Below are 23748 nucleotides of genomic sequence, written 5' to 3' on the forward strand. Positions count from 1 at the left end.
CCGTCAGGACTGGATTTCGCGCTGCCAGCGCTCGCTGAGCTGAACCCGCTGGAGGTTGTACTCGCTCCAGGAGACGGTGCGCGCCTTGGCCGAAATCTCCGGCGTGACCGGGAAGGATTCGGCAAAGGCGGGATCGAGCACGGTCTTCGTATTGGCGGGTACCATGAAATCCGTCTCTGCCAGGACCTTCTGGTAGTCGGGAGAGAGCATCATGTCGATGATCTTGAGCGCGTCTTCCGCGTTGGGCGCACCCTTCGGGAGCGCGAGATATTGCGACATGGCGACGGCGCCATCGGTGGGAGCAGCCCACTTGACCGGCAGGCCGGCCTTGGCCGCCTGGAGGGCGGAGAGCTGCGGCGCAAACGCCAGCCAGATTTCCTGCTGCTGGAAGAGCTGGATCAACTGCCCGAGCGGACCGATGAAGGTGCGGATGTTCGGCCGCAGCTGCGCCATCTTCTCGAAGCCCTTGTCGAACGACACGGCCGGATCCTCCCCGAGCAGGCGGGAGGTGTTCTCCAGCGTGACGTAGGCGAAGGTGTTGGTGAACTGCGGCACCGCGATGCGGCTGCGGAACTCTTCCTTCCACATGTCGAAGAAGGCCTGCGGCGCGGCAACGCCCGCCTTGTCCAGCGCTTCGGCATCGTAGCAGAAGCCGGTCATGTAGTTGAACAGCGCCGACCCCTGGCCATCGGCGTCGCGGTAGGTTTCCGGAACGTCGGCGACGTTGGGGACGCGGTCCGGGCCGAACGTATCCCAGATACCGAACTGCTTGCCCTGCTCCCACGGCCCCTCGTCGAGGGTGAACATGCTGATCTGCGGGTTCTGGCGTTGCCCCAAAGCGCGCGCCAGCGCCTCGGCCGACAGCATCGTAACGAGCGACACGTTGATGTTGTGCTGCTCCTTCATCTTCGGAACCACATATTCCTCGAACGACTTGCGATAGATCGCAGAAATCGAAACCGACAACTCGCGCGTCTGGGCTCGGGCAATCGAAGGCATCGCCAGGGCAGAGCCCATGCCGAGGGCGAGGCCGCCGAAGGTGCGGCGGGTGATTTTCAGGCCATTGCTCATCTGGTTGGTTCCCCTTGTTTGGTCGGCTTGATTACCGTTTCGCCCCGGCCCCGAAGGCCGTCAAAACCCGTTTCCGGAATTTGCATACAACATTTATTCATTTTTTCAAGCAAGATCGCCACGATCGCCTGCGGGCTTATCGGCATATCCAGATGCGCGACGCCGTAAGGTTGGAGAGCGTCGACGACGGCATTGACGACCGCCGGCGGCGCACCGATCGTGCCGCTTTCACCGCCGCCCTTTGCGCCAAGCGGATTGGTGGGCGAGCGCGTGGGCAGGAAATCCACAATGATTTCCGGCAGATCGGAGGCGCGAGGCAGCGCGTAGTCCATCAGCGAACCGGTCGACAACTGGCCGGCATCGTCGTAGCGGCAGGCTTCCCAGAGCGCCTGCCCGATGCCCTGGACGATCCCGCCGCGCGTCTGCCCATGCACGATCGTCGGGTGCATGACGATTCCCACATCATCCACCGCGACGAAACGCGTCACCCGGATCACCCCGGTCTCGGGGTCGATCTCCACCTCGCATATGTAGCAGCCGCTCGGATAGCAGTTGACCGATTCGAAAGTCGCCGTGGCCGCCAGGCGCGAATTGCCGATCAGTCCCATCGTCTCGGAGAGCGAGATCGGCTGCTGCCCCGCAATGGCGAACAGGCCTCCACTTTCCTCGATCCGCTCAGGCCCAACGCCGAAACGCTTCCCCAGCGCCTGGCGCGCCTCGTCAGCCAACCGGTCAAGCGCAAGCGCAAGCGCGCTGCCGGCAATGTAGAGCGAGCGGGAGCCATAGCTGCCCTGTCCCTTCGTCGCGACCACGGACGTATCGCCCCGAAACACCTGCACGGCATCCAGCGGCACGCCGAGGCGGACAGAAGCCATCTGGGAAAACGTCGTTTCGAGGCCCTGCCCCATCGCCTGGACGCCGCAATAGATTTCTACCGAACCGTTGCGGGTGAACGCCACTTCCACGGTCTCGGACGGCACCATGCTGCTGGTGGTGTCGATGTGGCAGGCGACCCCGCGGCCAAACAGCATGCCGCGCCGGCGCGCATCTTCCCGGCGACCGGTCACGCCCTGGGAGTCGGAAAGGGCCAGGGCGCGGTCCATCAGCGCGCCGAAGTCACCACTGTCATAGGTGGCGCCAGACGCGGCGGTGTAAGGCATGCTCTCGGGCCTCACCAGATTGCGGCGGCGGATTTCGACCGGATCGATCCCCAGTTCCGACGCGGTGACGTCCAGCACGCGCTCCAGCCGGTGGATCGCCTCCGGCCGTCCGGCACCGCGATAAGGCCCTGTCGGCACGGTATTGGTGAGAACGACCTTCACGTTAACGTGCAGCAGCGGAATATCGTAGACGCCAGTGGCGACGCGGTTGCCCGTATGCGTGGCGATATTGGCGCCGAAATAGGAAAGGTAGGCGCCCATATTGGCGAGCACGTCGAAGCGCGCGGCAAGAATGCGTCCCTCGCCATCCGTCGCCAGCGTGCATTCCGTCAGATGGTCGCGCGCATGCGTGTCGGACAGGAATTGCTCGCTGCGATCGCTTTGCCATTTGACGCTGCGGCCAAGTTGCCGCGCGGCATATAGAAGAGCCGCATCCTCCGGGTAAGGGACGATGCGAGCGCCGAACGCGCCCCCCATATCGCCGACGACGACGCGAACGCCCTCTTGGCCAACGCCGAGCACTTCCGCCAGGATCGCCTGGCTGAGATGCGGCGTCTGGGTTGCGCCGTTCCATACGAAGCCTTCGACCGGATCGTAGGAAGCCACCGCCGAGCGCAGTTCCATCGGGTTGACGATGACCCGGTTGTTGACGACGCGCAACCGCGTGACATGCGGCGCAGCAGCGATGGCGGCGTCGACCGCAACGGCATCGCCCAGCCGAAAACTGGCAGCAAGGTTGTCGCTCAACTCCAAGCTCGCACGCGGAGCACCTACCTCCACGGCAGTCGCGAGGTCGACTACGCAGGCAAGTTCCTCATAATCCACCTGAACGGCCTCGGCGGCGTCCCTCGCCTTCGCGGCATCGTCGGCCACGACGAGCGCCACCGGATCCCCGACATAGTGAACTTCCCCCACCGCCAGCGGCCATCGCGTCGGCGACGCCATCGGCGCGCCGTCCTCGCGCTGCAGCACCTTCGCGAAGGGAAACGGCCTGACGCCATGCTCCGAAAGATCCCTGCCGGTCAGGACTAGCCGGACGCCGGGCATCGCCAGGACCTCGCTGCGATCGATTCCGAGAACCCGGGCATGCGAATAGGGCGAGCGCACGAAGGCGGCATGCAGGTCGCCTGGGAGGTTGGCGGCATAACGCCCCTTCCCCGTCACCAGCCGCAAATCTTCCACCCGCCCCGACGACAGGCCGGCCCCAAAGCGGGCACCGAACGCACGATCCATCAGCGATTACTCCTATCGCATAGGTTGGATAACATTTGGAGATATTGGATGCAATATTGACATGTTGGATATAAAGTCAGATGGAGGCGAAACCTTTTGACAGAATCCCACGGGGAGCGGCAGTGCGATCGACCTTTCGCCAGATAAGCAATGACGAGGTGTCGAGAGCCGTTTCGCTGGACGATGCGGCGCTGATCCTGCGCTACGCCTATCTGGGCCTGCATAACGGCGCGACGCGCAATCACGCGCGCACGCGCACGGCGGTCGGAGGGGCACGCCTGAGCACGCTTGGCGGCGTTCTTCCGGATTGCGGCTACCTCGGCAGCAAGTCCTATGCCAGTTGCGGCAGCGAAACCGGCTTTGCCATCGCGCTCTTTTCAAGCGAAACGGCGCGGCCGCTGGCCTTTCTCGAAGGCGAGGGCGTCACGCGGCTGAAGGGCTCGGTCACCACCGCGCTCGTCGCGGAACGCTGGGCGCGAAAGGACGCAGCGGTGCTGTCAGTGTTCGGCACCGGCGTGCAGGCGCGCGCCCATGTCGAGGCGCTGCGGCGCGTACGTCCCATCCGGCAGGTCAATGTCGTCTCGCGGGGTGATGCCAGCGACTATGTCCGCTGGGTCGAAACGCATGCCGGAATCGGCGCCTGGCAGGTAGCGGCGGATGAAGCCGCCGCAAATGGCGATGTCATCGTGGCGGCCACGCGCGCGGCCTCCCCCCTCTTCGACGGCAATCTCGTCCGGCCGGGCACCTTCGTCGCGGCGCTCGGCACCAGCACGCTTGACCGGCGCGAACTCGACCAGACGCTGATCGACAGGGCCGACCGAATTGGTGTCGAGCTCAAAATTTCGGCTCAGGCCGAGGCGGGCGATCTGACCGGACTCGGCGATTGGGACACCGTGGCCGAACTGCCGGACATCCTGCGCGACCAACCGGCGACGAGCAGCGCCGACCAGGAAATCCGGGTGTTCAAGTCAACCGGGCTCGGCATAGCCGATATCGCCGTCGCAATCGCCGCCTATGCGCGCCTTAGCGGCGAATGGGAACCGATGCGCGCGCAGCTGACCGACAGGTCACGGGACCTCCCTCCACAAGCATGAGAACCGAGAAGGCTGCAATGACGATCGAACTATCGCACATCGACCACCCTGTAATCGCCGTAGCCGACATGGAGAACGGGCATGAGCTTTACACGAAGCTCGGCTTCACCATACCGCCTCGCGGCAGCCACCTCGAATGGGGGACGGGCAACTGGTGCATCATGTTTGCCGACGATTACCTCGAATTGCGCGGCATCGTCGACGGCTCCCGCTACACGCATAATCTCGACAAGCATCTCGCCACCAAGGGCGAGGGTCTCATGGGCCTGGCCTTCGCTCCGTCGGTCTCCGCAGAGGTCAGTTTCAAGCGCGCCGAGGAGGCCGGCCTGAAACCGACGGGGCTCAAGGCGTTGACGCGGCGCTTCGAATTGCCGGAAGGCGACGCCTTCCCCAACTTCCGGATCTGCTATCTCAACGAGGCGGAGATCCCCGAACTGCTGACAACCGTCGTGTGCGAGCACCGGACACCGGAAATCATCCGGACGCCTGCCTGGCTTGCCCACGAGAACACCGTGACCGGCGTACGCTCCATGACCGGCGTCAGCGACGACCTAACAACGCTCGCCGAGCGCCTTGCGTTGCTGGTTGGTGCTGACAACGTACACGTGACGGAAACAACTGTAAGAATAACCCTACCGCAAGGCGCCTACCTGGAGTATGTCACGCCGGCCGTCGCGGCGGAGCGGGGGATCGCCGACCCCAAGGCTGCCATCCCCTATCTACCCGCCATGACGCTCGGCGTGGCCGACATCGCAGCGACGCGCTCCGTTCTTCGCCGTAACGAGGTCGGCTATGACGAGCTTGGCGAAGACGCGCTGCGCGTTCCGGCTTCCTATTGCTGCGGGGTGATTCTCGACTTCGTCGAGAACAAGGAGGCCTGATGGGCTTCGGCATCTTGCGTCCGACGGGAAACACGTCGACACCTGTGCATGAGGTCGACAGACACGAGAACGAGGATGCCAAGAAGACTCAACGCTGAGGCCGCCGAGGACCGGCCGGAACGCCTCCCGGCACCGGAGATGGTCCGTATCGGCCTGCGCGAAGCCATCATGGCGGGCGACATCCTGCCTGGCACCCAACTCCGGCAGGACGAGATTGCCGCGCGCTTCGGCACCAGCCGCATCCCGGTGCGCGAGGCCCTGCGCGAACTGGCGGTAGAGGGGATCGTGGAATTGCTGCCCAACCGGGGCGCGGTCGTCAAAGCCTTTACCGTCGAGGAGATCGTCGAGATCCTCGAGATCAGGATCGGCCTCGAGACCCGCGCCTTGCGCCTCGCCATACCGAACATGGCGCAGGAAGACATCGAGGCCGCAGCAGAGATCCTTCGCTCCTACGACGATGAGCCGAGACCTGAACGGTGGAGCCAGATGAACTGGCAATTCCACAGCGTGCTCTACAGGCCCTGCAACATGTCGCGGATGCTGTCCCTGATCGAGCGTAACTGGGCCCAATGCAGCCGGGTGGCGCAGTTGCAGGTGTCGCTGGCGGCCGGGAAGGAGAACCCGAACCGCGAACACTGGGCAATCCTCGAAGCCTGCGCGGCGGGCGCGGTCGACAAGGCGGCCGCGCTGCTGGAGCAACATATCGTCAACACGCAGAAATCGCTTTCCGCGCGCATGCGCCGCTTTAGCGGCTGATCCCGCCAGGGGTTCCCGACAGCAGGATCGTCGCCGAGATGGCGGCGATCCTGCTTCGGGTGGCGGCCGGCCGCTTACGCCGTGGCCGTTCCGGTGACGAACTTGCCGTAGCCCCGCGAACCCTTCAGCTTGCCGTCCTGCGCTACGACTTCGCCGCGAACGATGGTGTAGGCGGCGAGGCCCTTTACCTTCATGCCTTCCCAGCTGGTGTGGCCCGACTTGCTCAGCATGTCGGCCTTGGTGAAGACGGCCTCGCGCTTCATATCGGCGATGGTGAAGTCGGCATCGGCGCCCACCTCGATCACGCCTTTCTTCGGATAGATGCCGAAGCGGCGAGCGGGCGCCTCGGCGGCGAGTTTGGCGATCTGGTTCAGAGTGAGACGCCCCTCGTTGACCGCATTAAGCATCGAGGGAACGAACTCCTGCGCGCCAGTCATGCCGAGCGGGATCGAGAACATGTCCTGCCAACCGGGCTGCACCTCTTCCCAGGTGTGCGGGGCGTGCTCGAGGACGATAAAATCCGCTACGCCGTTGCGAATCGTTTCCCAGCCGGCTTCCGGATTGTAGCCCCAGTTGTAGGTCGCCGGCCCCACCTTCTCCATTTGCTCGCGGGTCATGAACAGCGTACCCAGTTCCAGTTCGGAGGAGACGTCCTGGCCAAGGTCGAATTTTGCGTGGCGGATCATCTCGTTGGCGCCCTCGGGCATGACGCCCAGATGCAGCACATGCAGCTTCACCCCGACGATGCGCGCGTAATAGAGCGACGCCGCCAGGCCGGCGACCATGCCGTGGCCGTACATGTAGCCCTTCGAGAAACTCTCCTGATAGGCAAGCGCATCGGTACGGCCCTGGTTGATATAATCCCGGAATGTCAGGCGCTTGCACCACTCCGGATCATCGTGGTGCACCGAAGCCACCAGGCCGACGTCGCGCGTCGCCTCGTAAAGCTCGTACAGGATGCCGTGATCGAGCACGCCCAGTTCGGAGATGTAGGGATAGACCTCCTTGATGTGGCGCGTGTTGAAAATCTTGATGCCGACAGCGCCTGCCTTGGCAAGCGCCTCGACGGTGCGCGGATAGAGCCCGCCGCCGTAGAGGGCGTAGTCGATATGAGCCTTGGGCGCGACCAGCGCCTTCTTTTCCTCGAACATGTCGAGCGTCGTAGGCAACGGCGTGTTGTTGGTCATGTCGATGCACATGGTGACGCCACCGACGGCTGCCGCGGCGGTGCCGCTGGCGAAATCCTCCTTGTAGGTATGCCCCGGCTCGCGGAAATGGCAGTGCACGTGCCAGATGCCCGGCAGGATTTCCAGTCCGCCTGCGTCCACCCGGCGAGCGGCATCCTCGAAGGCCCCACCGATGGCCGCGATCTTCCCGTCGCGAACGGCGATATTGGCCTTGTAGGTACTTGTGGGAGTGTGAATCGTCCCGTTCTCGATCACGAGATCGTAGGGGTGTGCCATATCAGTCTCCTGTTGGGGCTTCACCTGACAAGAAGCCGCGAACGTCATAAGAAGGCCGGTCGGACCCCAGCCGCCGGACTTCATAGGTCAAAACGACTGGACACACCAATGATTTATACATAATTTATGCAAAAAGGAATTTCGAGTTGGCCGACAAACCAAGACCCGCAGGCACCGTCAGGCCGGAGCGCCCCGGCAAGGGCGAAAGCGCCGAGTACGCCTACCGCGTCCTGCGCGACGAAATCATGTCTCTCCACTTCGCGCCGGGCAGCAGTCTCGACGAGGCTAAGGTCGTGCGCGAACTCGGCATCTCGCGAACGCCGCTGCGGGAAGCGGTAGTTCGCCTCGCCGGCGAAGGCCTGATCCGCCTCCTGCCCAACCGGGGCGCGCGCGTCGCTCCCATGGAGTGGGAAGACATTCGCGAGCATCTGGAGGCCTTCGATATCACGCAGCGCCTGGTCTGCCGCTGGGCGGCCGCGAGGCGCACGGAGGCGGACCTCAAGGAAATCCGCGAGCATTGCCAGTCATTCAGGACGGCAGCGGAAAAGCAGGACGACCGCGCGATGGCAAACCTCAACTGGGATTTCCACGCCAGGATCGCGCACAGCATCCGCAACCGCAGCCTCGAACGGTTCTACTTGCAGCAACTCACCGAGAACCTGCGTATCTCCCACCTGGCGATGGCGACGCGGTTCTACGGCAGCGGCGACGAATACCAGGCCCACGTCAAGCTGATCCTGGACGAGCATGACGCGATCGTCGAGGCCATCGCCGCGCAGGATGGCGATCTCGCCGAACGGCTCGCCCGTTCCCATACGGGGCTCGCCAAGAAGCGCGTGGTCGAAGTGCTGACGCAAAGCGTCTCCGATTCGATGCAGATCAGCCTGGCCGACGACGAACTGAAAGGGGTGTCCCATGTGTGAGGTTTGCGCGATCTTCGGTGCCGGCGAACACTGGAGCGATTTCGCCCGGTTGCGGGACGAGCGCTTTCCGTTCGACGACATCATGCACTACCGCAAGGAACGCGCGCGCCGGCTCGACCTTCTCAACCGTATCCTCGGGCAGTTCGACCTGTCCTGCGAGGACTGGGACGGCGAAGCCTTCGCCGTCTACGACAAGAGCGGCCGCATGGAACTCGCGCCGGTGCTGAACGATGTATGGGAAGCTGCCGAAAGGCTCGGAGCCGTGCCGGCCGACCCGCTATCGGACCGGTTTTTTCCGCAGGCCGCTTCCCGATTTGTCGCAGAAGGGGTCTGACATTGGACGATCGCCTCGCCATAACCCTGGTCACCGGCTTCCTCGGCAGCGGGAAAACGACTCTAATCCGCCGCTATATCGAGACGCCCGCGGGCGCGGATACTGGCATCATCGTCAATGAGTTCGGAGAGGTCGGCGTCGACCACAGCCTTTTCGTCCACGCCGCCGAGCAGGTCGAACTGGTCGATGGTGGCTGCCTGTGCTGCGCCCGCCGGGAAGACGTCGCGAAGGCGATGTACAGGCTGGTGCAACTGTCGCAGAACGGGCGGTCTTTCTCGCGTGCGATCCTTGAGACGTCGGGGCTCGCCGACCCTGCCCCTATCATTGCGACGCTCGAACGCGACCCCTGGCTGCGTACCCATGTCCGGCTCGCTTCGGTGGTCGCGGTCATCGACGCGGTAGCGGGCCTGGACAACTTGAGATCGCAGCCGGAGGCGCGACGGCAGATATCGATCGCCGACACCGTCGTGCTGACCAAGACCGACATGCGGAACGCCGCTTCGGCCGAAGAACTGTCGGCCGCCGTGCTCAAGATCGCGCCCGACGTGACGGTGCTGGAAGCGCAGGAACACGATTTCCGTGCCGACGCGGTACTGGGCGGCAGCGGCAACCCGGCCACCAACCGGCTCGCCTTCAACGAAGCCCAGTCCAGTCACAGCCAGGACGTTTCGTCGTTCACGATACGGCTCAAGGAAAAGATCGACTGGCCGGCGTTCACGATATGGCTGACCGCCCTCCTCCACGCCCATGGCGACAGGATTCTCCGTATCAAGGGACTGCTCGAGACGTCTTCCGCAAATACCCGGTTGGCCATTCACGGCGTCCAGCACGTCATGCATCCGCCGACCCACCTGCCCAAGGGCGACGACGAAACGGGGTCCTTCCTCGTTTTCATAACACGGGGCCTCGAACAGCAGGCAATCAGCAACAGCCTGCAGCGTCTTCTGCGGGTGTGATCCTGGGCCGCTGAGGGCACGGGCCTTCGGCATGTCGGTATGAGCGGGCGTCTGCAGCCCGCCAGCAGGGATCGCTGGCGGCGCCGCAGGAGACGTCCTTCGATATTGGAGTTCAGGCGGCCTTGTCGCGGCCGACGGCCTGAAGCCGCTCCAAGACGTGCCCGGGATCGGGAACATCGAGGTCGAAGATGGTTTCGAACGTCTCGGCCAGATGGTCGGCGCTGACGATGCGTCTCTCGCTGAGGCTTCCTGCCGTCACGCGGCGCAGGCAGTCGTTCTGCAGGGAGACATAGCCGTCAGCCCTGTGCCGGAAGACGGCGAGTGCGTTGGTGAATGGCGAACCGGCGTCCTGCATCAGCCAGCCATGCGTCGAAGCCATGGCCGCCTCGTCGCTGTGGTCGGGCCGGAAATCGAAGCTTCTGGCGACGCCATGCGCATGGTTGTTGAAGCGCAGCCAGCCGCTATCGGCCTGCGTGATCGAGAAGTCGAAACCGCGCTGGCGGATCGGCCCGAGGACCAGCGGCACCGGCTCGACGATGGCGTCGCCCACGCCGACTTCGGCGAGATACGGGCGATCGAGGTCGATGCGCAGGGTCAGGTGGTTGCCGATGGCCATGTCGCCGAGCCGTTCCCGGTCGACGCCGCCGCAAAGACGGGTGACGCGAAAACCGAGCGCTGCAAGCGCCGCGCCAAAAAGGCCGTTCATCTCGTAGCACCAGCCGCCGCGCCTGCCCTCGACCATCTTGGTAAAGGCGGCCGCCGGCGTGACCGAGGACCGCCATCCCATGAAGGCGTCCAGGGCCTCCCAGGTAAAGGCCATCAGGTGGGCGCGGTGCAGTTTCGATAGGCTGTGGATGTCGAGGCGGGCCGGCCACTCCACCCCGATCCGCGCGAGATAGGCCTCGAGCTGGCCAGGGCTCAGCGTCATTCCGTTTTCATTTGAAGGGACGTGCGTCATCCTTCGGTCTCCTTTCGATGGACCGTTTTCGTGTTCTCAAAGCTGTCTTTCGAAGGGGCCTGCCGCCGGATCAGGCGGCCTCGCCCCTGGAAGTGCGCGCCGGAAAGGGCCATCGGGCAAACCGATACTGCCCGTTCTCCTGCCGCCCGGCGGGTGCGGCGCTTCCATAGCGCATCGGGAAAACGGGCGTTCCTAAATGAATGTGCAAAGCCTGCCGGATATCCTAAAAGTTTGCTAAGCAGGCTTGGGACAGGCGACGGGGACGTGGGTGCGGCTCGACGACAAGCTTCTCGAATTTTTCAGGCGGCCGCTGATGTGCATCATCGCCGGGGCGGATGCTGCCGGGCGACCGTCGGCGGGGCGCGGCGTCGGCTTCGACGTGCTCGAAGACAGGGAGACCGTGGACGTCATCTTCTCCGCCTGGCAATGGCCGCGCCTGGCGGCCGACATCCGCCAGACGGGACGGATGGCCGCCACCTTCGTCAGCCCGTCGGACTATGTCAGCTTCCAGCTCAAGGGCGCGGCCGCTATGCAGGATACAGGAATGCTCGACCTCGACCGCGCCGACCGGTTCATGACGGCGGCGACGGATGAACTGGAATCCCTCGGGGTGTCCCGGCGGCTCATCGCGCCCTGGCTCACGGCCCACGAGGCGCGGGTCGCCCGGCTCGCGATCAGCGAAATCTATGTCCAGACGCCCGGCCCGCTCGCCGGCATGCTGGCCGGCGCGAGATCGCAATGAGCCTGCGCCTGTCCGATCTTTCCGCCTGCTTCGAGGGCGTCATCCCGTCCATCATCGCCACCGCATCTGCCGACGGCATGCCAAACATCTCCTACCTCTCGCATGTCGTGCGGGTCGATGACGGGCATGTCGCGCTCTCCAATCAGTTCTTCGCCAAGACGGCGGCGAACATACGCGCCAATCCCAAGGTCACGCTGATCCTCGTCGACGGCTTTACCGGCGACCAGTACCTGCTCGACATCGGCTTCATGCGGTCCGTCGACACCGGCCCGCTGTTCGACAAGATCGCCCTCCAGCTCAAGGCGAGCAGCGCGCAGGTCGGCATGTCTGAAGTCATGCGGCTCAGAAGCGCCGACATTTTCCGCGTGTACGGGATCGAGAAGGTCCCTTCCCTGGTGGAAACGGCACCGGCCATACCGGGCCGCGAACCAATCGGTCTCCCCGCCCTTTCAGAGGCGATCAAGGCCATCGAACAACAGGCCGAGGCGGGCGAGATCATCGACAGCCTGCTCAGCGGCGTCCGACACGTTCTCGGCTACGACAATGCGCTCGTGCTCATCCACGACAACCATCGCGGCCGCCTGGTCACCACCGGCAGCATCGGCTACGAGCGCTCCGGCCTCGGCTCCGAGATCGCCGGCAGCGAAGGGTTGATCGGCGCGGCGGCGACAAGCGGCCAGACGATCAAGGTCAGCGACATGAGCCGTGTGCGCCGGTTCGGCGAGGCGATCGGCGTCGAGGCGGAGCCATCGGAAAACGCCACCCGCACCGTGGCCTTCCCGCAGCTGTCCACGGCCATGAGCCAGATCGCCGTTCCCATGACGTGTCGCGGCACGGTGGCGGGCGTGCTCTTCGTCGAAAGCGGAGAGCGGCTGGCCTTTCGCGAGGAAGACCAGGCCGCCCTTGAAATCCTGGCGAGGCAGGCCGCCAGTGCGCTGCGGGCAAGCGAGATGGAAGCCGCCGCCACGGAACCGAGGCAGGCCGCTCCGCTACCCGCACCGGCCGCCGCCGGCCGGGAAATCCGTATCGGGCATCACCGCTTCGACGACAGCGTGTTCGTCGACGGCGTCTATATCGTCAAGGGCGTTGCCGGCGCGCTGCTGCGCCTGATGCTCGAATGGCACCTGAACGAGGGCCGTAGCGAGTTCACCAACCGGGAAATGCGGCTTGCCGCCGGCGCCAGGATGCCGGAGATCAAGGACAACCTCGAAACCCGGCTGCTGCTCCTGCGCCGCCGGCTCGAAGAAAAGCAGGCCCGGCTGCGCCTCATCCGTGTCGGCAGAGGCCGCGTCCGCCTGGAGGCGGAAGGGCCGCTGGTTGTCGAGGCCGCACGGTAACACATGCACGGGGAACGGCTTCACGCACCCGCGCGCAGGAACCTGAGACGGTTCCGCGAGCAGGAGAGTCCTCATGCCGCGGCCCAGCGAGGCATAGGCATCAACGGCGACGGCCGGTCCCACCTGCCATCGACGGGACCGGCCGGGTTCGCAGCAAACCCTATTGGCCGATCAGGCTCTTGACGGAGGCCTCGGCGTCCCCGCCGTCGAACGTGGTCACCCCGTTCAGCCACGGCTTGATCACGTCGGGATGGGCCTGCAGCCATTCGGTCGCGGCCGTCTTCGGCGCCTTGCCGTCGTCGAGGATCGCGCCCATCATCTGGTTTTCCATGTCCAGCGTGAATTTCAGGTTGGAGACGAATTTGGTGACGTTCGGGCATTCCTCGCCATAGCCGGCGCGGATGTCGGTCAGCACCTCGGCGCCGCCGTAGTTCGGCCCGAAATAGTCATCGCCGCCGGAAAGATAGACCATGTCGAAGCGCGTGTTCATCGGATGCGGCGCCCAGCCCAGGAACACGATCCAACTCTTGTTGCGGACGGCGCGCTCGACCTCGGTCAGCATGCCCTGCTCGGAGGACTCGACAAGGTCCCAGCCCTTCAGGCCGAAGGCGTCCTTGTCGATCATGTCCTGGATCATGCGGTTGCCGTTGTTGCCCGGCTCGATGCCGTAGATCTTGTGGTCGAACTTGTCGGCGAATTTCTGCAGGTCGGCGAAATCCTTGACGCCGGCATCGGCGACATATTTCGGCACCGCGAAAGTGTATTTGGCACCGGTAAGGTTGGTGGCGACCACCTCGATCGACTTGTCGTCCAGATAGGGCTTGCGGTCAGCCTCCATGCTCGGCTGCCAGTCGCCGAGATAAACGTCGATATCCTTGTTCTTCATGCCGGAATAGGTGACCGGGATCGACAGGACCTGCGTTTCCGGCTGATAGCCGAGCGCTTCCAGGATCAGCGAGGCGGTCGCGGTGGTGGAGGTGATGTCGGTCCAGCCAACATCGGAGAAGCGGACCTTCTGGCAACTCGCCGGTTCCGTGGCCTGGGCCACACCTCCGGCGACGAAGAAGAATGCCAGGAAAGCGAAAATGGTTCTGCGCATGCTATTCCTCCCTTTTTTGTTGGCCGAGAGGCGCGCTACCAGAGAGCGCCACCCGTGATCTGAATGTTCTCCATGGTGATGCCCCTGGCGGCGTCCGAGCACAGGAACAGCGCCAGCGCCGCGATCTCCTCCGGCTGCATCATGCGGCCTTGCGGATTGGCCTTGCGGAACTCGTCCATCAGGTCCTCGGCGGAGCGGCCCTTGCCTTCGCGCTCGACGACCTGCGCCACGTTGCGGCGCATCAACTCGGTCTCCACCCAGGTCGGGCTGATCATGGTGCAGGTCACGCCGTGCGGTGCGCCTTCCAGGGCGACGCAGCGCGTCAGCCCGAGCAGGCCGGACTTGGAGGCGCAGTAAGCGGGGTTGTCCTTCCAGCCGACGCTGGCGGCGGTGGAGCCGATATTGACGATGCGCCCCCATTTGCGCTCGATCATCCCCGGCAGCACGGCGCGGATGGCACGGAAGGCGCCGGTCAGGTTGGTATCGACGATCTTTGCCCAAAGCTCGTCGGAATGGCCGACAACCGGCTGCTCCGCCGTCGTGCCGGCGGCGTTGACGAGAATGTCGATCGGCCCGATGGCTCGCACCGCATCCTCGACGAAACCGTTGATCCTATCGCTGTCGCGCACGTCGAGATGGGCAGCATGGACGGTAGTTCCATACCCGGAGAGTGCTGAGCGCACACGTTCGATCTCGTCGGCGTCCGGATAATAGGCGGCATCGTTCTTCACCATGCCGGCCGGCGCGATGTAGGAGCCCACGGCGACCTTCGCCCCGGCTTCGGCCAGCGCCGAGGCGATGGCGAAACCCATGCCGGAAAAGCCGCCGGTGACGATGGCGCTGCGGCCGCTGAGATCAGTCATCGCAACAGTACTCCCCTGAAAGACGAACGCGCCGGAACCCGCTTTCAGCAAGGCGGCTGAAGCGGGTTCCGGCGACGAAGAAAAGCTTGCCGACGACGCGGCCCATCTGCGGCATCAGCCTCCCTTGGTTTCCTCGGGCAGCGGCTGGCCCAGCCAATCGCGATAGAAGCCTTCGATGTCCGGCTCGAAGTCGTGGACGATCGGATAGCCCGGAGCGGCCGCCTCCACCTCGTGCAGCGTGCCGCATTCGGGGCAGATGAATTCGCGGATTTCCATCCATTCGGGATCGGGAAGATCGCTGTTCGGATAGATTTCCCGTAGCGATTCCTCCGAGTCGCGAACGATGATCGAGGCGGCCAGCTTCCAGTTCCTGCGGTAGTCGCCGAAGGAGTGGCCGCACTCGCATTTCGTCACCCGGCCCTCGGCGCTCTCGCAGATGAACAGATGGTCGGAGACCGGCAAAAGGATGCGGTCGCTCCAGCCGACGCGATCCTGCAGCACCGCGACATATTTGAAGAAGCGGTCGTCGTCCTTGTAGGCGCTCATGATGCGCCGGGTCTGCGGCCATGGCAGCTTGCCGGCAACCAGGTCGCCGATCACTTCCTTGGAATAGCTGGTCATCACACCTTCTCCTCAGTGAAGACCGACCGGGCATCGATGCACCAGAAATCGGACATGTCCTTGGCAAAGCGCGCCGAAAGACGGATGGCGCTGGCGTACATATTGCGGACTTCCGGCGCGAAGTCGGCCTTGGCCACCCGCTCGCGCTCGCTCGCGATCCATTGCGAAACCGGCCTCGCGCGCGCCAGCCGCCTGGCGCGCATTTCCTCGCGGCGGCGTTTCGTGGCCTCCAGATTGGCGACTGGATAGCCCTCCGCGTCCTCCTCGATGACGATGCCGAACACGCCCTCCGCCGCCTCGCGCGTCAGGAAGCCGTTCTCCACGTCCCACGCGGTCTTGACCGGGTCGCGCTCCAGCACGTCGCCATAGCCGCCGCCGCCGTTATAGGAATGGGTGAAGACGTCGCCGGCCTTGTGCGGGGCGGTGATATAGGGACCCTCGACCGTGACGTGCTCGCCCTCCAGCCGCATTTCCAATTCCGACCGATAGGGGTTGGTGCCGGTATGATGCGCCAGTGGCGCGCCCTTCTCGGCCAACTCGAAGATGTTCGAGTCGCGCACGGCGCGGTGCTTCTGGCAGGTCGGCGCCGGATAGCCGCCGCACAGGCCGCCATTGTCGAAGACGCGGCTGGAATGCTCGGAGGTGACAAGGCGCAGGTGATCGGTCTTGTTGACCAGCCATGTCGAGAGGAACGAGCAGCCGCCGCGATATTTTCCCGCGCCGCCCGAGTTGGGAACGATGGAGCGGCCGATATAGAGCATCGGCATCGACTGTTCCCACACCTCGATATTGCCCATGTCGCTTTCCGGGTTCCAGCCGACATAGGCGGTGTCCAGCCCGTCCTTGATGGCAAGCGCGCCGGAACCGGCGGCGGCGCATTCGAAATGCGCCATGCCGAAGAGCGAGCCATACTGGCTGGTGCCGCCCATCTCGATCATCGGCGAGTTGACCTGGCCGACGAAGGCTTCCTCGACGAAGCCGCGGGCGATGAAGGAGCGAGACAAGAGGCGCTGGAACACGCCGTAAGCCGGCAGAAGCAGCGCCCATGAGGTGGCGGTCGCCACCATTTCGCTGTCCGGGTTGGTCCAGGTGCCGTGCGGCAGCTTCAGTTCGGTCGCCATCCAGGCGCCGTCATTGACCAGGCCCTCGAAATTCATGTGCTGAGTCAGCGTCACGAACATGCCGCCGTCCATGCCGGCCGGCGTGCAGTTCATGGAGTGGTAGCCCCAGGGCTGCGTGCCCTCGAAGTCCATGGTGATCTTGCCGTCGGTCGAAACCGTCATCTCGATCGGCATGTTGTAGAGCCAGTCGGCGGGCCCGAGCGGCTGGTAGCCGGGCTTGCCGGCGGTGACGTGGCCATAGAAGGTGTGGCCGCGATAGATGCCGGGAACGGTAAGCTGGCGCGTGCGGGCAAGCTGGGCGCGGCGGCCTTCCTCAATGAATTCCTTGGAAACGCGCATCCAGGTGTCGAGGCCGATCTCGTCGATCAGCGCCTTGACGCTCTCGCGCATGTCGATGCAGGAGGCGACCTTGGCCTTCTCGTCGAGCACCCAGTAGATCGGCATCCTGAGATTGCGCTCGCAGCGGATGACGTAGTCGCGGCGCAGTTCGTCGTTCTCGCCGACCTTTTCGGCGCAGACGAACAGGCCCTCGGTGAAGCGCTCCTGCGCCAGCGCCACGTCGCCGCCGGGCGTGATGCCGCCGGCTTCCAGTTCGTGGCAGACCGCGCCCGCCCAGCCGACCAGCTGGCCCGAGTGGAAGATCGGCACCACGTCCATCACGTCCGGCACCTGCACGGTGCCGATGAAGGCGTCGTTGTTGGCGAAGATGTCGCCGTCGCGGATGCCGGGGTTCTCCTCGTAGCCCTCGCGGATCATCCACTTGATGAAGCGGCTCATGGTGTGCACATGCACCATGATGCCGTTGGAAAGCGCGATCGCATCGCCCTCCGGCGTGTAGATGGCGACCACCATCTCGCCGACTTCGCGCACGCCCGGCGAGGCCGAGATGCGCCGCGCCATCTCGCGCGCCGACACGCAGGAGGCGCGAAGCTTGGTGTGCAGCGTCTCGAACTTCAGCGGGTCCTCGTTGCGCAGCTTCAGCTCGGTGATGCCGTCGTAGCAGCCGGTCTCGGCCATTAGCCGCTCGGATTCGATCAGGCGTTCGCGGATCGGCGCAGTGGGTCTGTTCAGCATGGGGCTCAACCTTTCATGCAAGGCGCGACGGGAGGGACACGGGTATTCGCTTCTTGTCCGCTCACGCATGTTGGTAGTGCAGCAGCGTCCATTCATCGACGAAGACGCGGTCCTGCGGATGGACGACGAGCGTGGTGGCAGGGTGCTCGACGATGGCCGGCCCGATGATCTCGTGGCCCGGCTGCAGAAGGTCCATCTCGTAGAGGTTGGCCTTGTGCCAGCGGCCGCCGATATAGGCTTCGCGCACGCCCTTGTGCGCCGGCGACGGATCGGACTTGCCGAGTGGCCGCTTGACCAGCACCGGCTTGACCTTGTCGGCGGTGGCGATCAGCCCCAGTTCCGTGATCGAGAAGCCGGCCTCGCCGTAGCGGGAGACGCGGTGGTTGACCTTGGCGTAGACGGCCTCGAATTCCTCCAGCACCTTGCGCATGTCGTCGGCCGAGCGAATGGCGGACAGCGGCGCCATCACCTCGACGTCCTCGAGCTGGCCGGTGTAGCGCATCATCAGGAACGGCGTGGTGCTGATCTTGTCGCGGGCATGGCCGTCTGCAATCATCTCGTCCACCGCTGCCCTGGTCAGGTCGTCCCATACCGCCGTCACGCGCTCGCCGAAGGCCTCCAGTTCGGCATCGCCGGCGCGCGCGCTTATGTCGATCTGCGTCGAAACGGAATGGCGGCGCATGAAGTCGGCCGTGGTGCAGCCGAAGGCCGAGAAGGCGGCGGCGAACTGGAAGGTGATGATGTCCTTGAAGCCGATGCCCTTCGAGCAGCCGGCCAGGTGCAGCGGCCCCGAGCCGCCATAGGACAGCAGCGTGAATTCGGACGGGTGGATGCCCTGCCCCGAGATGACGCGGCGCAGCGCGTTGTTGGCGTCCGCCTCCAGCATGTCGATCATGCCCTCGGCCGCTTCCTCGACGCCGACGCCGAGAATGTCGGCGCATTTCTGCTTGAAGGCCGCCCTCGCCTTGTCGACCTGGAGGACGACCTTGCCGCCGAGGAAGTAATATGGGTTAAGCCGCCCCAGAATGGCGTCGCAGTCGGCGATGGTCGGCTCGGTGCCGCCCTTGGCGAAGCAGATCGGGCCCGGATCGGAACCGGCGCTTTCCGGCCCGAGCGAAACCTTCTTGGTCAGCGGATCGACCTTCAGGATCATGCCGGCGCCGGCGCCGATGGTGTCGAGATGCAGCGTCGGCACGTTGAGCTTGAAGCGGTCCATCAGCGGCTCGTTCTCGATGCGCGTCTGGCCGCGGGTAATCACCCCCATGTCGAAGGAGGTGCCGCCCATGTCCGAGCAGATCAGCGAATTGTTGCCGATCAGCTTGCCGACATAGGCCGCGCCGAGGATACCGCCGATGGGGCCGGAAATCATCGTCTCGTGCAGGCGCGGATGATTGATCGAGGTCAGGCCGCCGAAGGACAGCAGCGTCTGCACGCCGTATTTGAAGCCGTATTTCTTCGAGACGTCCTCGATGCCCTTGAGCTGCATGCGGCCGCGAGAGGTCGCATAGGCTTCGATCAGCACGCTGTTCAGCCGCGACTGCTCGCGGATGACGGGGCGCACCTTGTGGCTGCTGTAGACGCGGACATCAGCGCCCGCCTTGTCGATCTCCTGCCGGCAGATTTCGGCGATGCGCTTCTCGTGCGCCGGGTTGACGTGGGAGAAGATGGTCATGATGCAGATGGCGTCGACGCGGTCGGCGATCAGCTTCTTCGCCGCCTCGTGCACCTCGTGCTCGTAGAGCGGCAGCACGATGTCGCCGAACTGGTCGATGCGCTCGGTGACGCCGTGGGTGCGGCGGCGCGGCACCAGCGGGTCGGGATGCGCATGGGTCACGGCATGCAGCCGGTCGGCATAGGAATAGTCGGCCCAGGCCTGCAGCCCGCGCCCCATCAGGATCATGTCCTCCAGGCCCTTGGTGGTGATCAGGCCGAGCTTCTTGCCGGTGCGCGACAACAGCGTGTTGAGCATGCCGGTGCCGGAATAGAGCACCACGTTGACGCCGGAGAACAGCGCCTCCAGCGAGATGCCCCAGGCATCCGCCGCGTCCTCGGCCGAGGCCAGGAAGCCCTCGGATTCGTTTTTCGGCGTCGTTGCCGACTTGCCGATCTTGAAGTGTCCGTCGGCGTCGACAAGGATGGTGTCGGTCATGGTGCCGCCGGCGTCGATGCCTATAACGATGGGCTGGGTCACGGTCGCCTTCCACAAGACTGCCTAAGTTGGCTCAAGCGTAGATCGGGGCGGCGGCCGAGCGCCATATGCCCAAAGACACAATGACGGAGCGGGATGGAACACGCACAAAACACCATGCGCGCGGGGCAAATCTGGGAACAACTGGCGAAAGCGATAGCGGCAACCGGCACCGACGAACACGTCGACCGCCTGATCGACCTGATCGGCGCCGACGTTCCGCACGACCTGGTCACCGTCACCCGCTATTCGGCCACCAGCATGCCGGAATTCGTCAAGCACCGCCGCTTCTCCGACGAGATGGTGCAGCGCTATCTGGAAAATTACTACGTCTACGATCCGTTCTACGCCTACTGGCGGCGCAAGCGGCGCGGCGGCATCGTGCCGCTGAAGCGGCTTGCCGACGACGAGGTCAAGCGCGGCCGCTACATCGCCGAGTTTCTGGCGCAGTCGGCGATCTGCGACGAGGTCGGCATCCTGTTCGCCGACGGCGGTGACTGGTGCCTCGGCATTTTTCTCGACCGCTCGACCAGGCCGTTCCGTGAGAACGAACTGGCCCTGCTGAGCCAGCGGCTGCCCGTCTTCGCCGCCCTGCATGCGCTCGACCTCAAGGCGCGCGGGCCGGAATTCTCGCGCACCGCCGCCCCATCGGTGCCCGGCGCCTCCCCCCGCAAGGAACCAAAGGTGCCGGAGGAACTGTGGCCCGAACTCAGCGCCCGCGAGCGCGAACTGGTGCAGCTCGCGCTGGCAGGCCACCCGACGGCGACAATCGCCCAGCGGCTCGGCATCACCGTCGGCACCGCCAAGAACCACCGCCGCCGCATCTACGAAAAGCTCGACATCACCACGGAGCGGGAACTGTTCCTGCAATTCTTCCAGCACCGCATGGCGGCCGGCTGAACGGCAGCCCGTGCTTGCGTCCCGACGGGCTTATGATGCCCTGACCAGGTCGATCATGCCGTCACGCGGGTTAAGACACACCGGTGGATGCCGCGCTCTGGCTCTTGGAGATGGAGATGATCCAGGCGCGCAGGTCGGGACCGAAAGGCTTCGACAGCGCAGCCCGGTCCCAGGCAAGAAAATATGCCTGGGGGAGCTTGACCCGCAGGTCGAAGGGGACGACGAGGCGGCCTGCTTCGAGATCGTCCGCCACCATCGCGATCTGGGCCAGGACGAAGCCGCGTCCGTTGATCGCCGCGTCGATGGCCGAACTCGACAAGGAAAAAGCCATTTCACCGCGCGTCATGCGCGGTTCCGCGCCGATCCTTACCGCCCAGTCGGACCAGGTCGGCGCGGCCTTGTGGTCGCGGTCCCACTCGATACCCAGCAGGGGCTTGGCGAGGATATCGATCGGCTTGGCGACCGGGTTGGCCTTCAGGAATGCCGGCGAGCATGCCGGCACCACCCAATCGGTAAAAATCTCGATGTAATGATCGTATTCGCGTATGCGGTCGCCGTAGGAAATGCGGAAATCAATCGAATCTTCCCCGAGTTGCGGCTCGGAGCCCTTTCCCAGAAGCCGGACATTCGCATCTGGGTGCGACATTTGCCAATCGGCCAGCCGTGGCGCCAGCCACTTGCCGGCGAGAGAAGGAAGGCAACTGATAACGATCCCGCTCGTGCTTCTTATCCGGTTGAGCTTCTCCTGCGCGTGGCGCAATTGCTCGAAAGCGGGGCGGATTTCGGAATAATAGATACGCCCCCAGGACGTGAGCTCGACGTGGTTACCGCGTCGTTCCAGCAATCGCAGGTTCAGCGACTCCTCCGCCTTGCGCAATTGCTGGCTGATGGCGCCGGGCGTCACGCCAAGCTCTGCAGCCGCGCCGGCCACGCTGCCCAGTCGCCCGAACGCGTCGAACGCCTGCAGAGCTTTCAACGGAGGCAGCTTGGCCAACGTTTCCCTCTCCGGTTACGTCGCGTCTACATTAGTATTTCTAAATCACAATGCAATTCTAATCGCTGTGTCCGATGTCCACCCGGCGATATCGTTGGTTTCACGAACTGGCCCTGTCGTAGCCGATCGACCGAAATTTACTGGAGGACAAAATGGTGAATGTCAGAAACGTACGTGGGGGGGACGGGCTGGTCGGGATCAGCGACGAGGTCGACGAGATTCTCGATTCCGTGGTCGAGTCGACCAGGCAGGCGACCGAGGCGTTTTTCGCAACCTACGACAACAATCCCGATCCCAAGGTCCTGGCGGCCTGGCTCGAGCCGCGTGCGTGGCGGGAAATCGACTATGTTTTTCTGCTGAACGAACAGATCCGCCGTTACGGAATGGGCTTTTCGCGCACCCACATCACATTGCTGGCAAAGCAGTCGTTCCAGGAAGCAGAGCACTACGAGGCGGTCGGCAAGGCCATCGAATCGCTCGGCGGCACCGTTCCGGTCGCGGTGCCCGAGGAAGCCCGTCCGTGGAGCGAGTTCCTGTGGGACTGCCTCGAGCGCCATCCGCTGGCAGCGATCGCTGCGTGGAACGTGTCGGAAACCTCGGCATCGGGCAGCTTCGAGCCGACTTTCCGGGCCGGCGAGCGGCATCAGTTCGACGAGGTGGTGCGCGTCTACCGGCAGATCGAGATCGACGAGAAGTTCCATGTCGGCCTAGGGCGGCAGATTCTGTCCAGCTATGCCAGGACCGATCATGATCGCGAGGAAATCCTGCGGGCGATGAGGGGCATGCGCGACATCGCGTGGAAGACCTTCACGCCTGAATCCGTCGCCCAGCGCCGCCGTGCCTGACACGGCCGCAACGCGCACGGTTACCCGGCCCGTGTCCGGGCAACGTCACCGTCGTGGTCGCCCATTCGGAAGGTCGAGCTTATGAACGACATAGCCATGAGGGACTCCATGGGCCTGCCCGGGGCCGGCGCGGTCTTCGAGGTAGCCGTGACGGCTGTGACGGCCGAGGCTGACGGCGTGGTTTCGCTCGAGATGAGGCCCGCACATGGACAGTCCCTGCCGGGCTGGACCCCGGGCGCCCATATCGACGTCATCCTGCCGAATGCCTTGGTGCGGCAGTACTCGCTGTGCGGCGATCCGCGAAATCCGGAAGCCTGGCGCATCGGGGTGCTGCGCGAACCCGCCAGCCGGGGCGGCTCGTGTTGTATTCATGAGGAGGTCCGCGTCGGGAGCCGCCTTCAGGTCACGACGCCCAAAAACAACTTCGCGCTGGTCGATGCCGGGCGCTACCTGTTTATTGCCGGCGGCATCGGCATCACGCCGATCCTGCCCATGATCCGTCAGGTGGCGGATGAGGGAAAGCCGTGGACGCTTTTATATGGCGGCCGTACCCGCAATTCGATGGCATTCCTGGAGGAGATTTCCACACGTCGCGGCGGCGAGATCCATATCATGCCGCAGGACGAATTCGGCCTCCTGGACCTGCCGCGGTTCCTGGGCAAGCCGAGTGCCGACACGGTCGTCTATTGCTGCGGCCCAGGCCCGTTGATCGATGCGGTCGAAGAAAACTGCCGGACCTGGCGCGCGGGCGCGCTGCATCGCGAGCGCTTTGCGCCGAGCGCCAAGCCCAGGCTGGAGAAAGGCGCTTTCGAAGTCGAGCTTGCGTGCTCCGGGAAACGGCTGACGGTGCCGGCCCACACCAGCCTGCTTTCAGTTCTCGAAAATGCGGGCCTCAAGATCACCAATTCCTGCAGGGCCGGCATTTGCGGCACCTGCCTCGTCAAGGTCCTGGCCGGAACTCCGCAACACAACGACGACGTGCTCGGCGATGCCGACAGGGAGTCGGGGACGGTAATGCTCGTCTGCGTGTCGCGTTCAGAATCCGACCTTCTCGTACTCGATCTCTAGGGTCGGCTCATGCCATCGCACGCACGATAACGGTAAGAAGAGCACGCTGCTCACACAGGATCGCCGG

Annotated in this window: 21 protein-coding genes; 11 read left to right on the top strand and 10 right to left on the bottom strand. The window is 64.4% G+C overall.

The genetic code is table 11. The features are described 5' to 3' along the window. Positions 1 to 3 precede the first annotated feature (3 nt). Both ACFOHJ_RS05050 and ACFOHJ_RS05055 read right to left on the bottom strand, forming a co-directional pair. A complete protein-coding gene (locus tag ACFOHJ_RS05050; protein ID WP_378219145.1) occupies positions 4 to 1071 on the bottom strand; it encodes an extracellular solute-binding protein in 1068 nt (355 codons plus the stop codon). Beyond that, a complete protein-coding gene (locus tag ACFOHJ_RS05055; protein ID WP_378219147.1) occupies positions 1068 to 3464 on the bottom strand; it encodes a xanthine dehydrogenase family protein molybdopterin-binding subunit in 2397 nt (798 codons plus the stop codon). Before ACFOHJ_RS05055 ends, ACFOHJ_RS05050 begins: the two co-directional genes overlap by 4 nt. Before the next feature lie 122 nt (positions 3465 to 3586). Here ACFOHJ_RS05055 and ACFOHJ_RS05060 point away from each other — a divergent pair, with 122 nt between their 5' ends. The 3 genes from ACFOHJ_RS05060 (at position 3587) to ACFOHJ_RS05070 (ending at position 6195) form a co-directional block, all read left to right on the top strand. Then, positions 3587 to 4558, top strand: coding sequence for an ornithine cyclodeaminase family protein (locus ACFOHJ_RS05060; protein ID WP_378219149.1), 972 nt, complete (start codon positions 3587 to 3589; stop codon positions 4556 to 4558). A gap of 17 nt (positions 4559 to 4575) precedes the next feature. Beyond that, positions 4576 to 5439, top strand: coding sequence for a VOC family protein (locus ACFOHJ_RS05065; RefSeq protein WP_378219151.1), 864 nt, complete (start codon positions 4576 to 4578; stop codon positions 5437 to 5439). A 75-nt stretch (positions 5440 to 5514) separates the two neighbouring features. Next, positions 5515 to 6195, top strand: a complete 681-nt coding sequence (locus ACFOHJ_RS05070) for a GntR family transcriptional regulator (protein WP_378219152.1) — start codon at positions 5515 to 5517, stop codon at positions 6193 to 6195. Between the two features lie 74 nt (positions 6196 to 6269). On the opposite strand, the gene ACFOHJ_RS05075 is transcribed toward ACFOHJ_RS05070, so the two are convergent. Further along, positions 6270 to 7658 carry a dihydroorotase gene (locus tag ACFOHJ_RS05075; protein ID WP_378219154.1) on the bottom strand — a complete coding sequence of 463 codons (1389 nt, stop codon included), beginning with the start codon at positions 7656 to 7658 and terminating at the stop codon, positions 6270 to 6272. A gap of 146 nt (positions 7659 to 7804) precedes the next feature. Between ACFOHJ_RS05075 and ACFOHJ_RS05080 the strand changes: the two genes are divergently transcribed. Genes ACFOHJ_RS05080 through ACFOHJ_RS05090 form a run of 3 tightly spaced genes read left to right on the top strand, consistent with a single transcriptional unit; the run spans position 7805 to position 9871 of the window. Next, positions 7805 to 8581 carry a GntR family transcriptional regulator gene (locus ACFOHJ_RS05080; RefSeq protein ID WP_378219156.1) on the top strand — a complete coding sequence of 259 codons (777 nt, stop codon included), beginning with the start codon at positions 7805 to 7807 and terminating at the stop codon, positions 8579 to 8581. After that, the gene (locus tag ACFOHJ_RS05085; RefSeq protein WP_378219158.1) at positions 8574 to 8915 is read left to right on the top strand and encodes a hypothetical protein; all 342 of its coding nucleotides are present in this window, start codon (positions 8574 to 8576) and stop codon (positions 8913 to 8915) included. The genes ACFOHJ_RS05080 and ACFOHJ_RS05085 overlap by 8 nt, the downstream gene beginning before the upstream one ends. 2 nt (positions 8916 to 8917) lie before the next feature. Continuing rightward, positions 8918 to 9871, top strand: coding sequence for a CobW family GTP-binding protein (locus ACFOHJ_RS05090; protein WP_378219160.1), 954 nt, complete (start codon positions 8918 to 8920; stop codon positions 9869 to 9871). 112 nt (positions 9872 to 9983) lie between these two features. Here ACFOHJ_RS05090 and ACFOHJ_RS05095 read toward each other — a convergent pair whose 3' ends face one another. Next, entirely contained in the window at positions 9984 to 10829 is an 846-nt protein-coding gene (locus tag ACFOHJ_RS05095; protein ID WP_378219162.1) for an arylamine N-acetyltransferase family protein, read from the bottom strand. Positions 10830 to 11073: 244 nt separating this feature from the next. Here ACFOHJ_RS05095 and ACFOHJ_RS05100 point away from each other — a divergent pair, with 244 nt between their 5' ends. Together ACFOHJ_RS05100 and ACFOHJ_RS05105 are read left to right on the top strand one after the other, a co-directional pair. After that, on the top strand, positions 11074 to 11571 hold the full coding sequence (locus ACFOHJ_RS05100; RefSeq protein WP_378219164.1) for a pyridoxamine 5'-phosphate oxidase family protein: 498 nt from the start codon (positions 11074 to 11076) through the stop codon (positions 11569 to 11571). Then, on the top strand, positions 11568 to 12908 hold the full coding sequence (locus ACFOHJ_RS05105) for a GAF domain-containing protein (RefSeq protein WP_378219166.1): 1341 nt from the start codon (positions 11568 to 11570) through the stop codon (positions 12906 to 12908). The genes ACFOHJ_RS05100 and ACFOHJ_RS05105 overlap by 4 nt, the downstream gene beginning before the upstream one ends. 160 nt (positions 12909 to 13068) lie before the next feature. On the opposite strand, the gene ACFOHJ_RS05110 is transcribed toward ACFOHJ_RS05105, so the two are convergent. The 5 genes from ACFOHJ_RS05110 to ACFOHJ_RS05130 form a co-directional block, all read right to left on the bottom strand. Then, complete coding sequence (locus tag ACFOHJ_RS05110) at positions 13069 to 14007, bottom strand: choline ABC transporter substrate-binding protein (protein WP_378219168.1); 939 nt, start codon at positions 14005 to 14007, stop codon at positions 13069 to 13071. A gap of 35 nt (positions 14008 to 14042) precedes the next feature. Next, positions 14043 to 14870 carry an SDR family NAD(P)-dependent oxidoreductase gene (locus tag ACFOHJ_RS05115; RefSeq protein ID WP_378219170.1) on the bottom strand — a complete coding sequence of 276 codons (828 nt, stop codon included), beginning with the start codon at positions 14868 to 14870 and terminating at the stop codon, positions 14043 to 14045. A gap of 114 nt (positions 14871 to 14984) precedes the next feature. Then, positions 14985 to 15491 carry an acetone carboxylase subunit gamma gene (locus ACFOHJ_RS05120; protein ID WP_378219172.1) on the bottom strand — a complete coding sequence of 169 codons (507 nt, stop codon included), beginning with the start codon at positions 15489 to 15491 and terminating at the stop codon, positions 14985 to 14987. Continuing rightward, positions 15491 to 17686, bottom strand: coding sequence for a hydantoinase B/oxoprolinase family protein (locus ACFOHJ_RS05125; protein WP_378219174.1), 2196 nt, complete (start codon positions 17684 to 17686; stop codon positions 15491 to 15493). The genes ACFOHJ_RS05120 and ACFOHJ_RS05125 overlap by 1 nt, the downstream gene beginning before the upstream one ends. 61 nt (positions 17687 to 17747) lie before the next feature. Beyond that, positions 17748 to 19877 carry a hydantoinase/oxoprolinase family protein gene (locus tag ACFOHJ_RS05130; RefSeq protein ID WP_378219176.1) on the bottom strand — a complete coding sequence of 710 codons (2130 nt, stop codon included), beginning with the start codon at positions 19875 to 19877 and terminating at the stop codon, positions 17748 to 17750. Between the two features lie 114 nt (positions 19878 to 19991). Between ACFOHJ_RS05130 and ACFOHJ_RS05135 the strand changes: the two genes are divergently transcribed. Beyond that, positions 19992 to 20774 carry a helix-turn-helix transcriptional regulator gene (locus tag ACFOHJ_RS05135; protein WP_378219210.1) on the top strand — a complete coding sequence of 261 codons (783 nt, stop codon included), beginning with the start codon at positions 19992 to 19994 and terminating at the stop codon, positions 20772 to 20774. Positions 20775 to 20844: 70 nt separating this feature from the next. Here ACFOHJ_RS05135 and ACFOHJ_RS05140 read toward each other — a convergent pair whose 3' ends face one another. Continuing rightward, positions 20845 to 21768, bottom strand: coding sequence for a LysR substrate-binding domain-containing protein (locus tag ACFOHJ_RS05140; RefSeq protein WP_378219177.1), 924 nt, complete (start codon positions 21766 to 21768; stop codon positions 20845 to 20847). 152 nt (positions 21769 to 21920) lie between these two features. Between ACFOHJ_RS05140 and ACFOHJ_RS05145 the strand changes: the two genes are divergently transcribed. Next, positions 21921 to 22613 (top strand): hypothetical protein, encoded by a 693-nt coding sequence (locus tag ACFOHJ_RS05145; RefSeq protein ID WP_378219179.1) that lies wholly within the window; start codon positions 21921 to 21923, stop codon positions 22611 to 22613. Between the two features lie 108 nt (positions 22614 to 22721). Further along, complete coding sequence (locus ACFOHJ_RS05150; protein ID WP_378219181.1) at positions 22722 to 23681, top strand: PDR/VanB family oxidoreductase; 960 nt, start codon at positions 22722 to 22724, stop codon at positions 23679 to 23681. Positions 23682 to 23748 lie beyond the last annotated feature (67 nt).

The sequence above is a fragment of the Aquamicrobium soli genome (assembly GCF_042646345.1).
GTDB lineage: Bacteria > Pseudomonadota > Alphaproteobacteria > Rhizobiales > Rhizobiaceae > Mesorhizobium > Mesorhizobium soli_A.